General features: G+C 49.5%; 8 protein-coding genes. 6 read left to right on the top strand and 2 right to left on the bottom strand.

Annotated features, from left to right (window positions below):
• Positions 1-71: 71 nt before the first annotated feature.
• A complete protein-coding gene (locus AC4GL5_RS12760; protein ID WP_490383175.1) occupies positions 72-1967 on the top strand; it encodes an ABC transporter ATP-binding protein in 1896 nt (631 codons plus the stop codon).
• 100 nt (positions 1968-2067) lie between these two features.
• On the opposite strand, the gene AC4GL5_RS12755 is transcribed toward AC4GL5_RS12760, so the two are convergent.
• Positions 2068-2790 carry a YecA/YgfB family protein gene (locus AC4GL5_RS12755; protein ID WP_490383174.1) on the bottom strand — a complete coding sequence of 241 codons (723 nt, stop codon included), beginning with the start codon at positions 2788-2790 and terminating at the stop codon, positions 2068-2070.
• A 300-nt stretch (positions 2791-3090) separates the two neighbouring features.
• On the opposite strand from AC4GL5_RS12755, the gene AC4GL5_RS12750 reads away from it, so the two are divergent.
• From AC4GL5_RS12750 to AC4GL5_RS12740, 3 genes are all read left to right on the top strand, one after another.
• Entirely contained in the window at positions 3091-3660 is a 570-nt protein-coding gene (locus AC4GL5_RS12750) for a SprT family zinc-dependent metalloprotease (protein ID WP_490383173.1), read from the top strand.
• Between the two features lie 365 nt (positions 3661-4025).
• Complete coding sequence (gene acs, locus AC4GL5_RS12745) at positions 4026-5975, top strand: acetate--CoA ligase (protein WP_490383172.1); 1950 nt, start codon at positions 4026-4028, stop codon at positions 5973-5975.
• A gap of 157 nt (positions 5976-6132) precedes the next feature.
• Positions 6133-6795: a LuxR C-terminal-related transcriptional regulator gene (locus tag AC4GL5_RS12740; protein ID WP_490383171.1), complete on the top strand. Its 663-nt coding sequence runs from the start codon at positions 6133-6135 to the stop codon at positions 6793-6795.
• 106 nt (positions 6796-6901) lie between these two features.
• Here the strand turns inward: AC4GL5_RS12740 and AC4GL5_RS12735 are convergent, their stop codons facing one another.
• Entirely contained in the window at positions 6902-10843 is a 3942-nt protein-coding gene (locus AC4GL5_RS12735) for a NahK/ErcS family hybrid sensor histidine kinase/response regulator (RefSeq protein ID WP_490383170.1), read from the bottom strand.
• A 204-nt stretch (positions 10844-11047) separates the two neighbouring features.
• Here AC4GL5_RS12735 and AC4GL5_RS12730 point away from each other — a divergent pair, with 204 nt between their 5' ends.
• Positions 11048-11302, top strand: coding sequence for a DUF4212 domain-containing protein (locus AC4GL5_RS12730; protein WP_490383169.1), 255 nt, complete (start codon positions 11048-11050; stop codon positions 11300-11302).
• Positions 11303-11405: 103 nt separating this feature from the next.
• On the top strand, positions 11406-13241 hold the full coding sequence (locus AC4GL5_RS12725) for a sodium:solute symporter family protein (protein WP_490383168.1): 1836 nt from the start codon (positions 11406-11408) through the stop codon (positions 13239-13241).
• Positions 13242-13491: the final 250 nt, after the last annotated feature.

Below are 13491 nucleotides of genomic sequence, written 5' to 3'. Positions count from 1 at the left end.
TGTGTCAGCGGTCAGGATGTTTTTAGTTTGATTGAATCAACGGGATCATTAAAGTCCCCGGAGTTTTGGTATTGAAATCTGAATCGATAAACGTCAGTGACGTTCAGGCGGGGCAGAGTCGCCATAAAGCGCCTTTGGATGCTTCTGGCATCAGTGAATCGTCAGAGGCTGAGAAAGCCTTTATGCAGGATGAAATTACCCCACGTGCGCTCTGGTTGGTGGTAAAGCAGCATAAACGTTCGCTGATTCTGGCTAACCTGATTGCGATTGCAGCAACCTTGTTCAGTGTTCCTTTGCCGTTGCTGATTCCCCTTTTGGTGGATGAGGTACTGCTGAATCAGCCGGGGCAGATTACCGCCACGATTAATGATTTGGTGTCGCCGGAATGGCAGATTCCAGCGGTATATATTGGTGTCGTTCTGTTCGCTACGGTGCTGATGCGGGCGGCGGCTCTGGTACTTAATGTTTGGCAGACCCGTGAATTTACTCTGATCTCCAAGGATATCGTCTTTAAGTTACGACAGCGGCTTCTGGAGCACCTGCAGCGTATCTCTATGGCCGAGTATGAGCAGTTGGGTTCAGGCTCTGTTGCTTCCCATCTGGTGACGGATGTCGACACCATTGACCGTTTTATCAGTAGTTCCGTCAGCCGCTTTGTCGTGGCATTTCTTTCTCTGATCGGAGCGGCTGTGATCCTGTTCTGGATGCATTGGCAGCTGGCGCTCTTTATTTTGCTGCTCAACCCGGTAGTGATCTGGACCACCATGCGTTTGGGTAAGCACGTCAAACGATTGAAAAAGACCCAGAACTCTGCTTTTGAAGCGTTTCAGATGGCGCTGGGTGAGACCCTGGATGTGGTACAGCAGCTGAGAACCAGCAACCGCGAAGAGCATTACATCAAGCGTCTGATCCGCAAAGCATCTGATGTGAAAGAGCACTCTGCCAGCTTTGAATGGAAAAGTGATGCCGTTAGCCGTTTAAGCTTTCTGGTGTTTCTGTTCGGCTTTGATATTTTCCGTGCCCTGTCGATGCTGATGGTGCTTTATTCCGATCTTTCTGTGGGACAGATGCTGGCGGTATTTGGATACCTCTGGTTTATGATGGGGCCGGTGCAGGAAGTGCTGGGGATTCAATACGCCTGGTTTGCGGCCAAAGCGGCTACCGGGCGGTTAAATAATCTGTTGAAACTGCAGCAGGAGCCTCAGTATCCGCAGTGCGAAGATCCTTTCACTGATGCGATCACCACGGGGATTCGTATTGAAAATCTGCACCTGAAATACGGTGACAATGAACCGGTATTGAGAGGGGTGAATCTTGCCATTGCACCGGGCGAAAAAGTGGCTTTAGTCGGGACCAGTGGTGGCGGTAAATCAACACTGGTTCAGGCCCTGCTTGGGCTTTATCAGCCAGAATCCGGCCAGGTATCTTATAACAATGTGCCAATTGAGCGAATCGGTCTGCAACGGGTGCGGGATCATGTCGCTACTGTTCTACAGCACCCTGCGCTCTTTAATGGCTCTGTACGGGATAATTTGACACTGGGTCGCGAGCAGAGTGATGAGGCACTTTGGCAGGCTCTGGAGATTGCTCAGTTAAAAGACTTTGTCTGCGCGTTGGATCAGCAGCTGGATACCCTTGTCGGTCAGAAAGGTCTTCGTCTTTCCGGTGGTCAGAAACAGCGTTTGGCAATCGCCCGAATGATACTGACCGAACCTAAGGTGGTGATTCTGGACGAAGCGACTTCGGCGCTGGATACAGAAACGGAAGCCCGCTTGCATGAGGCGATGGCCGATTTCCTGAAAGAGCGCACCACGCTGATCATCGCTCACCGGTTAAGTGCGGTGAAGCAGGCGGATCGGGTCTATGTGTTTGATGATGGGCATATCATTGAAGAGGGACGACATGATGAACTGCTGGAGCAGCAAGGGGTTTACCATAAACTCTATGGTCAGCGTCAGCAGCACTGATTAAGCTTGTTATGCTTTATGTAGCGGTAATAAAAAAGAGCGAAGGCTTAACCCCTTCGCTCTTTTATTAGGTGATGTAATAGACTTTGGGAGACGCGGCTTATTTACGCTTGCCACCCCGGCGATTTTTGCCCTGACCGCCTTTTCCATTACCACCTTTACCTGCTCCGCCCTTGCCTGCACCACCTTTTCCAGCGCCTCCTTTACCAGGGAAAGAGGTTGGTTTTTCTGCAGGCGCATGAAACAGCAGGTACAGGTCGACCAGAATTTCCGGCAGTTGAGCGGCTAAGCGGTTGGTGGTATCCAGATCGGCGACGATATCGTCCAGCTCTTCATCCGGGAACAAGCAGGAGATCGCCATAAAGGGTAACAGGAGTTCTGCTGCATCCTGCTCATGCTGACCGAACCAGATCTCTTCACGCATCATCACCGCTTCAATAAAACCGGCACACCAAGCGCTGACTTCGCTGTCATCCAGCACTTCATCTTCTTCCAGTTCCGGCTCGAAAGGCAGTTCGATGGTCTGACCGCGATACAGTACGGTACGGGTTTGCTCCAGCATGTTTTCCAGCCAGCCGATGACGGTGTCTTCGCTGAACTCATTTGAGTTGTCGTTGGTAAAACGGGGCATACCGTTAAAGGCAACCGGTAGCCATTCGCCGGTAGGTACAGCTTCAGGACAAACGGCCAGTGCCACCATAAAGCCGTGCAAGCCGATAACATCCAGTGCTTCAGGATCAACCTGATCGGATTCCAGAAAATCGTACAGCTGATCCAGTATCTCGTCGTCGATCACAGCTACCGGGATGGATTCTTCTTTCATAACTACCTCTGAATGGGTGCCTGCAACAGTTAGCCCCCTGCCGGAAAACTGGAGCTTGCTCTTGTGTTGTGTCTGCCAGCGTGATCTGTACAGCCATACACATGGAAACTAATCAATGATGGAGGCTAATAAATTGCCGTCATTGTACCAGTGTCCCTGCGCAGCGTGTACTGGTGTTGAAGCGGGGCAGGCGTTGATGACAGCGCTGATAGCCGACAGATAATTGAGATTTCAGTGACAAGCTGCCACCATCCCGTTTCGTTTTTATGATCGATCCTACAGAGGCCGTAAGAATAAGCCGTGAATACCGAGACTCTGCTGAAAAAACACCCTCAGGCGCTGCCGGTCTGTCCTGATCCCAAAGATAAGGTGCAGGCAGAGGTTGCCCTGCGCTTTGGCCTGATCTATTGGATGGAAAAAGTCGAAGCCTATTTTGGTAAAACCTATCCTGTACCGGAACTGGATCTCAGCCTGAGAGGTAAATGTGCCGGTCAGGCTTATCTGCAAAAGTGGAAGCTGCGTTTTAATCTGGGACTGATGGCGGAGAACTATCAGGACTTCATGCTCAATGTGGTGCCGCACGAGCTGGCGCATTTGGTGGCTTTTCGGGAGTTTGGTCCCCGGATTAAACCCCATGGTCGGGAGTGGAAGGGGGTGATGGAGCAGGTATTAGGTGTGCCGGCGAAAACAACCCATCAATATGATGTCAGTACCACCGCAAAACAAAACTACCTTTACCGGTGCGGTTGCCCTGAGCGGGTTCATGGCCTGACGATTCGCCGCCATAATAAAATCGCTCAGGGAATCAAATATTTATGCCGTAGCTGCCAGCAAGAGTTGGTTTTTGAAAGCGAAAAGGAATCGATATAAATTAATCCGATATAAATTAATCAGAGTTTATATCGGTTATCAGTATTAGTTGTTATAAAAGTCAGAATTAGGCTTTTATAACGGTGGTTTTATGACCCGAAAGTCGAATGAAACGCTATTGTGCAATTGCGAAAGAATGAAACCAGAAGTGGCTGATTGGTCATAAATCTAAAAGCTCTTTTTAACTTATTGATTTTAAAGAGAAAAATAGTGCTACCAAGGTCTAATGTTTTCACGGTCTTCAGGCCAGTATAACTTTGCAGCGAATATGTATTCCGGGTGAGGTTATTTTTTTAAAACCTCCGCATCATAAAAATAAAGCGCCCGGGGTTTCTTTTCCTCACAGGCACAGAGGCAAGATTTAGATGAGCGAACAACAAAAAGTGTATCCAGTACCAGCAGATGTGGCTTCAAATGCTTTGATCAATAAAGCGAAATATGAAGAGATGTACAAGCAATCTGTTGAGCAGCCTGAGGCATTCTGGGCTGAACACGGCCAGCGCATCGACTGGATCAAACCATTCAACAAAGTTAAAAACGTACGCTTTGATTCTCACGATGTTGATATCAAGTGGTTTGAAGACGGTACTCTGAATGCCAGTGCTAACTGTCTGGACCGCCATCTTGAAACCCGTGGTGACCAGGTTGCAATCATCTGGGAAGGTGACAACCCTGAGCAGTCAGAAAACATCACATACCGTGACCTGTACACCCGCGTATGTAAGTTCGCTAACGCTCTGAAAGGCCAGGGTGTTCGTAAGGGCGATGTAGTCACTATCTACATGCCAATGATTCCTGAGGCTGCTGTTGCGATGCTGGCGTGTGCCCGTATCGGTGCGGTTCACTCTGTTGTATTCGGTGGTTTCTCTCCGGATGCGATTGCCGGTCGTATTATTAACTCTGACTCCCGTATCGTGATCACTTCTGACCAAGGCCGTCGTGGTGGTAAAGCGGTTCCTCTGAAAGAGAACGTTGATGAAGCTCTGACCAACCCACAGGTTAAAACTGTTGAGAAAGTTGTTGTGGTTAAGTGCACCGGTGGCGACATCGCGTGGCACGATCACCGTGACGTTTGGTACCACGATATCTATGATGCTGCTTCTGACGTATGCCCACCGGAAGAGATGAAAGCAGAAGATCCGCTGTTCATTCTTTATACCTCCGGCTCTACTGGTGCGCCTAAAGGTCTGAAGCACACCACTGGTGGCTACATGGTTTATGCATCCATGACGCACCAGTACGTATTTGATTATAAAGAAGGTGACATCTACTGGTGTACTGCAGATGTAGGCTGGATTACCGGCCACAGCTACATCGTATACGGCCCTCTGGCGAACGGTGCAACCTCTCTGATGTTTGAAGGTGTTCCTTCTTACCCATCCCACAGCCGTTTCGGTGACGTGGTTGATAAGCACAACGTAAATATTCTGTACACAGCACCGACTGCGGTACGTGCTCTGATGGCTCAGGGTGATGACGTAATGGGTAGCACCAAGCGTGATTCTCTGCGTCTGCTGGGTTCTGTTGGTGAGCCGATCAACCCTGAAGCCTGGGAGTGGTACCATAAAAATATCGGTAACGGTAACTGCCCGATTGTTGATACCTGGTGGCAGACTGAAACCGGCGGTATTCTGATCTCTCCTCTGCCGGGTGCAACAGATCTGAAACCGGGTTCTGCAACTCTGCCATTCTTCGGTGTACAGCCTGCACTGGTTGATGGTCAGGGTACTGAACTTGAAGGTGCAACTGAAGGTGGCCTGATCCTGAAAGACAGCTGGCCTGGTCAGGCTCGCTCTATCTGGGGCGATCACGAGCGCTTCTTCCAGACTTACTTCAGCACTTACCCTGGTACCTACTTCACTGGTGACGGTGCACGTCGTGATGAAGATGGCTACTTCTGGATCACTGGTCGTGTCGATGACGTGATCAACGTATCCGGTCACCGTATGGGTACTGCTGAGATCGAAAGTGCGATGGTTGCTCACAAAGACGTTGCTGAAGCAGCAGTTGTTGGCTATCCACACGATATTAAAGGTCAGGGTATCTACATCTACATTACTCTGAATGATGGCGTAGATGAGTCTGATGATCTGCGTACTGAGCTGGTTAAGTGGGTTCGTAAAGAGATTGGTCCGATCGCAACTCCGGATCTGATTCAGTTCTCTGCCGGTCTGCCTAAGACCCGTTCCGGTAAGATTATGCGTCGTATTCTGCGTAAGATTGCTGCTAACGAGTGTGATGGCCTGGGTGATACTTCAACGCTGGCTGATCCAAGCGTTGTTGACAACCTGATCGAGTCCCGTCTGAACCGTTGATAGGGTAAGCTCCCGTTAATCGTGAGCTGAATGAAAACTCCCGTGTGATTGCCACATGGGAGTTTTTTTTTGCAGGCAAAACTGTCAACAATAAGGTATTATTGACCCATAAATAAGAGTGAAAAATATAAGACTAGCAGGGAGTTGGAGGAGATTAATGGCACTAGCACAGAAGATCATTATTGCTGACGATCATCCATTATTTCGTGCCGCGCTACAGCAAGCGGTTAAACAGGTAGCACCTGAAGCCGAGATTGTTGAGGCCGAAGATATGGAGGCTGTGCAGACCGCAGCCAGTAACAATTCCGATGCAGACCTTATCCTGTTGGATCTGCACATGCCGGGAGCTCATGGTTTTTCCGGTCTGGTATTTCTGCGTGGACAGTGTCCCGCAATTCCTGTCATTGTCGTTTCCGGTTCTGAAGAGCCTTTGGTGATTCAGCGCGCGATCGATTTCGGTTCGTCCGGTTTTATTCCTAAGTCTTCTTCTCTGGAGACAATCGCAGAGGCGATTGAAGAGGTACTGAACGGTGAGGTCTGGTTGCCGCCAGAGATCTCTGAAACCCTGAGTGAAGTAAGTGAAGAGCAGGCTCGTTTTGCTGAAGCGCTGTCTACCCTGACACCTCAGCAGTTCCGCGTTCTGAATATGCTGACCGAAGGTCTTCTGAACAAGCAGATCGCTTATGAACTGAATGTTTCTGAAGCGACCATTAAGGCGCACGTAACTGCTATTCTGCGTAAGCTGGGTGTTCACAGCCGTACACAAGCAGTTATTGCTGCTAAACAGCTGGAAGTTGAGCCACCTAAGGTTGCAGACTAACTGATCTGAATCCGGCAGCTTTCTGTTGCGATTAAGATATGAAAAGCCGCTGATCTCAGCGGCTTTTTTGGGTTTAAGCAGATAGATCCAGATGAAGCGTAAAAGCTTACTGCTTCAGTTTGTGGCTCTTCAGAATACGGGTCACCATCGCTCGTAATGGTGCAGGCTTCAGCGGTTTGTGCAGCAGGGTATAACCTTCCCGTTTAATCTCTTCCGCAACATCTTCCGTCCGGTCAGCGGTGATCATAATGCCGGGAATCGGCTCATCAACGGTCTCGTTCAGGGCGGTTAGCGCCATAACACCGGTCACATCGTTATCCAGATGGTAATCCGCCAGAACAATATCCGGGATACCTGAGTTTCGCATTGCTGATTTCGCGCCGCCAATAGTGGTGGCCTTGCTGACACGACAACCCCAGTTGCTGAGCATCGCTTCCATACCTTCCAGAATCAGGGGTTCGTTGTCGATACAGAGGATATGCAGGCCTGCCAGCGGGTTATTACGCTGGCGCTTGCCGATTGGGTTTGCACTTTTTTCACCCTGTTCCTGGGGCAGGTCTTCTGTCTTGCCAAAGGGGACTTCTACGCTGAATACGGTGCCTTCTCCGGGCCAGGATCGAACCTGTAGTTTGTGATCCAGAACCCGGGTCATACGCTCGGCGATGGATAAACCCAGTCCCAGGCCTTTTTCTCCCTCTTTGTTATGACGCTCAGGATGATCGAGGCGTTTAAATTCCTGGAAGATTTCAGACAGTTTTTCTTCCGGAATACCCGGTCCGGTATCCCAAACCTCAATACGAACGCCATGGGCGATACGTCGACAGCCCAGGAGGATTTTTCCGTGCTGAGTGTAACGGGCGGCGTTCGAGAGGAAGTTTTGTACGATACGACGCAGCATCTGGCTGTCGCTACGGACAATCGTTTTGTTGGGAACCGCATTAAACTGCAGCCCTCTGTCATTCGCCATGACGCCGAACTCGGCTTTTAGTGGCTTGAGAATATCGGACAGGCGGAAGGTGCTGATATTGGGTTGCAGTGCACCAGCGTCCAGTTTGGAGATATCCAGCAGGGTACTGAGCAACTCTTCGGCAGCTTTAAGTGAGCTGTCGATATTCCGGGTCATGCGGTACTGGTCCGGGTTTTCTTCTTTCACCTGATGGGCAAGGGCAGAGGTGAACAGCCGGGCCGCATTCAGAGGCTGCAGCAGGTCATGGGATGCTGCCGCGAGGAATCGGGTTTTCGAAGCGTTAGCCTGTTCTGAGGTTTGCTTGGCCTGCATCAGGTCCTGGTTCAGATCAGAGAGCTCCTGAGTACGCTCGTTAACCCGCTCCTCCAGGGTTTCATTGGTTTCTTTCAGAGCGATCTCTGCTTTACGGCGCTCAGTAATATCCTGATAGAGTGAGAAGAAGCCCAGAATTTCACCCTGGTCGTTCTTATGGGGGGTGTAGGTCACCAGTCCATAACGCATGCGACCATTGTCAAGCATGTGCTCCAATTCAAAAATGGTACGTTCGCCACTTAAAACCCTTTCGATATAAGGACGGCGGGCTTCGTATTGACTGAGGGTCAACACCTTGTAGATGGGTTGGCCAATAATGGTCGTCCGGTCAACACTCATCGCTTCTTCATAAGCTTTGTTGGTGAAGAGATAGCGCAGTTCTGTATCAAAATAGGCGATCAGTGCAGGAACATTATCGGTGTAGATACGGATATTGTTTTCACTCTGAATCAGGGCTTCTTCCGTTTGCTTCTGCTGGGTAATGTCCTGATAGGTGTACACAAAACCACCGCCTGGCATAGGGTTACCCTCAACATCGAGCACAGTGCCATCTTTACGGTAGCGTACGTAGCGGTGAGGTTCGCCATAGCGAATATTGTCCAGTAGCTGCTGAACCTGTTCTTCCGGGTCACCCAGGCCATACTCTCCATTTTGAGCGTTGAAGCGGAAGATGTTCTCAATGGGCTCTCCCACGCGAATCAGATTGTCCGGAAAGTTAAACAGATCCAGATAGTGTTGATTCCAGACCACCAGCCTCAGGTTGTGATCTACCACCGAGATCCCCTGGCTGACGTTTTCGATCGTCGCCTGAAGCAATGCCCGGTTAAATTCCAGTACCTGTGAGGCTTCATCAACAATAGAGATCACATCACTGATTTGAATCTCTTTCCCCTGCAGGGCTGAGTTGATGACGATACGGGCGGACGATGCTCCTAATACTCCGGTAAGTAAGCGCTCCGTAAATTGAATAACCTCGATACTGGCCCTGTCATCCGGGCGGAACGAATCTTTTTCGTTGCGCAGGAAGTAATCTGAAAAAGCCTTATCCACAGCCTCGGGCTCAAGAAAGCGTTCACACAGAGCCATCAGGTCCCCGACTGAGGTTGAACCCATCCAGGGGCGTGCGGATTTGGTGTTTCGGGTGTCGATACTGTCGATGAAGGCGGAGGCCTGAATCCGATCAATGACCCGCTGACGGGTTATATTGGAGACAGCGATATAGAAGATCAGGTTAATGCCCAGGCTAAAAAGAACGCCATGGGTCAGAAAGTCCAGATCCGCGCCAAAAAGGGCTTCAGGCCGGAGCCAATAAATACCAAAGGGGCCATCGGCAAAGATACTGGATTCTAACCAACCGGCATTAGCAACGCTTGGCAGCATCATGGTGTAACCCCAGATCAGGAAGCCGCTGGTCATCCCTGCCAGCGCTCCGAACCGATTGCCACGTTTCCAGTACATACCGCCAATCATCGCTGGGCCAAACTGGGCTACCGCTGCAAAGGAGAGCAGGCCGGTTGCGGCCAGTGAGTTAAACTCTGCGATAGCAAGGTAGGTGAGGTAAGCCAGTGCTAATACGCCAACAATCGTGATGCGCCGAATCCGCAGTACCAACTGACCAAAATCGTGGTGTGAGGTATTACCGCTCCAACGGAATTTCAACAGCAGTGGGATGACTATATCGTTGGAGACCATGATGCTGATGGCGATGGTCGCCAGAATGACCATACTGGTTGCTGCGGAGAAGCCACCGATAAAGGCCAGTAGTGTCAGGCCTCCCTGTTGAGCGGCCATAGGAAGCGTCAATACAAAGGTGTCAGGCTCTACAGTGCCATCAGGAAAAATCAACAGGCCAGCTGCCGCAATAGGCAGAACAAAGAATGAGATCGCGACCAGATACGCCGGAAACACCCAGCGGGATATGCGGGCGTCTTCCACATGGGTGTTCTCTACGACCGCCATATGAAACTGTCGGGGCAGACAGAGAATTGCCAGCATTGCCAGTAAGGTCTGCGCCAGAAAACCGTTGCTGATGGGGTCTTTGTTGAGCTCTTTTTCAATCTCAAGGTAGTAGCGGGCATGGGTGAGCAGGTCATTAAAGCCATTGAACATGCCATAGGTGATTGATGCACCCACGACCATAAAGGCCAGTAGTTTGATGATAGATTCGAAAGCGATAGCCAGTACAAGACCATCGTGGTGCTCAGTAGCATCCACATTGCGGGTGCCGAAAATGATAGCAAAAATGGCCATCATCATGGCGACATAAAAGCCGGTATCACTGAATAGCTCGACGCTCTTATCGGTCAGAGGGGCCGGGTAGCTGGTGATCACGTTATAGGACATGGTTACGGCTTTTAGCTGCAACGCGATATAAGGCAGGGTGCCCACCAGAGCGATCAGTGTAACTAAGATCGCCAGAGATTGGGTTTTACCGTAGCGGGAGGCGATAAAATCGGCAATGGAGGTAATGTTCTGCTTTTTACTGACCCGTATGATCTTCCGGATCAGGCCGGAGAACAGCACATACATAATAATAGGGCCGAGAAAAATGCTCAGATAGGTCCAGCTGCTGTGAGTTGCCTGCCCCACAGTGCCGTAAAAGGTCCAGGACGTGCAGTAGACGCCAAGGGCGATACTGTAAACAAAAGGTCGACGAGACGTTAACCGTGCTTTGCTATGCTTGGCTTTAGCGTCTCCCCACCAGGCGATGGAAAAGAGAATCGCAATATAGATCAGTGAGATAGCAACTAAAACCCAGCCTTGAAACATACCTGATCACCTGATGGAAAATGAGGCAATATTGTCATGTAGCTGTCAGTCCTCATCAAGGCAAATATGCTTTTTTATATGCTTTAAAGCGGGTTAAGACTAAAGTCAGGGGTTTAAAGGCTTCATATTTGTTAGATTGTGAGATTGACTGTTACTGTCAGAATAATAAGAACATCAATAACAAGAAAAAATGAAGGTTATGCTATGAAAGAAGATCAAGCGGTCGCTTACTGGCGTGAAAATATCAGTCTTATTATCCGCTACCTGATTATCTGGTTTGTCGCCTCTTATGGCTGCGGCATTCTGTTTGCAGATGCTCTCAATAAAATTCATTTCTTCGGTTTCAAGATGGGCTTCTGGTTCGCTCAGCAGGGCTCTATCTTTATCTTTCTTGCCCTTCTGGTGATGTATGCCCGCAGCATGAATAAGCTGGATCGCAAATACGACGTACATGAATAAACGTGCTCACTTCGGATGCTTTGCACCAGATAAAATCTTTTTTCCGCTAAAGCCGTCTGAATTCCACTAAAACAATAAAAATTGACAGAGGAAAACCTCCATTATGAGCCTTGATGTCCTCACCTATCTGTTTGTGGGCTTATCGTTTGCACTCTATATCGGCATTGCGATCTGGGCGCGTGCTGGTTCAACCATGGAATTCTATGTGGCCGGTGGCGGTGTTCATCCCGCTGCTAATGGCATGGCGACAGCCGCTGACTGGATGTCGGCAGCCTCATTTATCTCTCTGGCAGGTATTGTCTCTTTTGCCGGTTATGACGCTTCCGGCTATCTGATGGGCTGGACCGGAGGGTATGTGATGCTGGCGATGCTGCTGGCACCTTACCTGAGAAAGTTCGGCAAATTTACTGTGCCGGATTTTATCGGTGATCGTTATTACTCCAATACGGCCCGTACCATTGCCGTTATCTGTGTGATCTTTATCTCTTTTACCTATATCGCCGGTCAGATGCGCGGTACAGGGATTGTTTTCTCTCGCTTTCTGCATGTTGATATTGATACAGGAGTTCTGATCGGCATGGTGATTGTTTTCTTCTATGCCGTGATGGGGGGCATGAAGGGGATCACTTACACACAGGTCGCTCAATACTGCATTCTGATATTTGCTTATACCGTACCGGCTATTTTTCTGGTGATGCAGGTCACCGGTCACATTTTGCCACAGACGGGGCTTGGGGCGACGGTTCAGGAATCGGTCAATCCGATCTGGGCGGGTAAGCCTGTGCTTTTTGTATTGGACGAGATTGTCCAGGATTTAGGGTTTCATGAGTACACCACAGGTACCCGTTCAACCATCGATATGTTCTTTATTACTGCTGCTTTGATGGCGGGAACCGCTGGTTTGCCTCATGTGATCGTTCGGTTTTTTACCGTGCCGAAGGTGAGGGATGCGCGGGCATCAGCCGGTTGGGCGCTGATGTTTATTGCGATTCTCTATCTGACGGTGCCTGCGGTTGGTGCGGTCGGTCAGCTCAATCTGATTAATACCATCAACGGACAGCATGGTGAGGGCACATCATATACTCAGATGCCACAATGGTTTAAGAACTGGGAACAGTCGGGACTGATCGCCTGGAATGACCGCAATGGTGATGGCCGGGTTCAGTATGCAGCGGGTGATGCCTTTATGGGCGGAAAACCTGAATTGACTGATAAGTACGGCGATCTTGGTCAGAGATTGACGGCTAATCCCATGATAGACACTGAGTCGTCACCGGGTTTTGATCCTGCACTTCAGCCTTATGCGAATGAAGTTTTTGTCGACAGAGATATTCTGGTTTTGGCAAATCCGGAAATCGCTAATCTGCCGGACTGGGTAATCGCTTTGGTCGCGGCAGGCGCTGTAGCAGCAGCACTTTCAACAGCTGCAGGGCTTTTGTTGGTGATTTCAACCGCTATTTCGCATGATTTACTGAAGAAAACGCTGTTGCCTGAGATTAACGAGAAACAGGAGCTGGTTGCTGCCCGTATGGCTTCTGTGGCCGCAATCTGTATTGCTGGCTATTTTGGTCTGAACCCTCCCGGATATGTTGCTGCTACCGTTGCTCTGGCCTTTGGTCTTGCAGCTGCAACCTTCTTCCCTGTTATTTTTATGGGGATTTTTGTGAAGCGGATGAATAAAGAGGGGGCGATTGCCGGTATGTTGACTGGCTTGCTTTCCACAATAGCTTACATTCTTTACTTCAAGTTCATGGGAGGCGCTAAAGAAGATCTCTTTCTGGGTATCTCACCGGAAGGTTTTGGGGCCTTGGGGATGCTAATGAACTTTATTGTTGCCTTTGTGGTATCAGCTGTCACATCTGAACCACCGGAAGATATTCAGGCCCTGGTTGATGATATACGTATCCCTCGCGGAGCGGGTGCTGCCGGTAATCATTAATGCGTTATCAATAAAGCGAATGTCGCTCGTATGAATAGTGAAAGGATGAACTTTCAGTTCATCCTTTTTTATATGCAAAGCAGCAAAATAAATGGATAGGCTTTATTAGTAACTCACTTTGCGGGATATAAAATTGAAATCCTGTGACTGAAGGGTCTCAATGTTGTCTTTTTTCGTTCATCCAGTATTAGACCTCTTAGCGGCCAATTCTGAGTGCAACACCTAATCCAATATAGGATAAGGTATTGTT

The sequence above is a fragment of the Oceanospirillum sp. genome, from assembly GCF_982874595.1.
The sequence above is the reverse complement of the archived record's forward strand: the minus strand, read 5'-3'. Positions and strand labels throughout refer to the sequence as shown.

Bases quoted from the DNA above. Each gene is read 5' to 3' on its own strand.
- AC4GL5_RS12755 (WP_490383174.1), bottom strand. From the start codon at position 2,790: ATGAAAGAAGAATCCATCCCGGTAGCTGTGATCGACGACGAGATACTG.
- acs (WP_490383172.1), top strand. From the start codon at position 4,026: ATGAGCGAACAACAAAAAGTGTATCCAGTACCAGCAGATGTGGCTTCA.
- AC4GL5_RS12740 (WP_490383171.1), top strand. From the start codon at position 6,133: ATGGCACTAGCACAGAAGATCATTATTGCTGACGATCATCCATTATTT.
- AC4GL5_RS12735 (WP_490383170.1), bottom strand. From the start codon at position 10,843: ATGTTTCAAGGCTGGGTTTTAGTTGCTATCTCACTGATCTATATTGCG.
- AC4GL5_RS12730 (WP_490383169.1), top strand. From the start codon at position 11,048: ATGAAAGAAGATCAAGCGGTCGCTTACTGGCGTGAAAATATCAGTCTT.
- AC4GL5_RS12725 (WP_490383168.1), top strand. From the start codon at position 11,406: ATGAGCCTTGATGTCCTCACCTATCTGTTTGTGGGCTTATCGTTTGCA.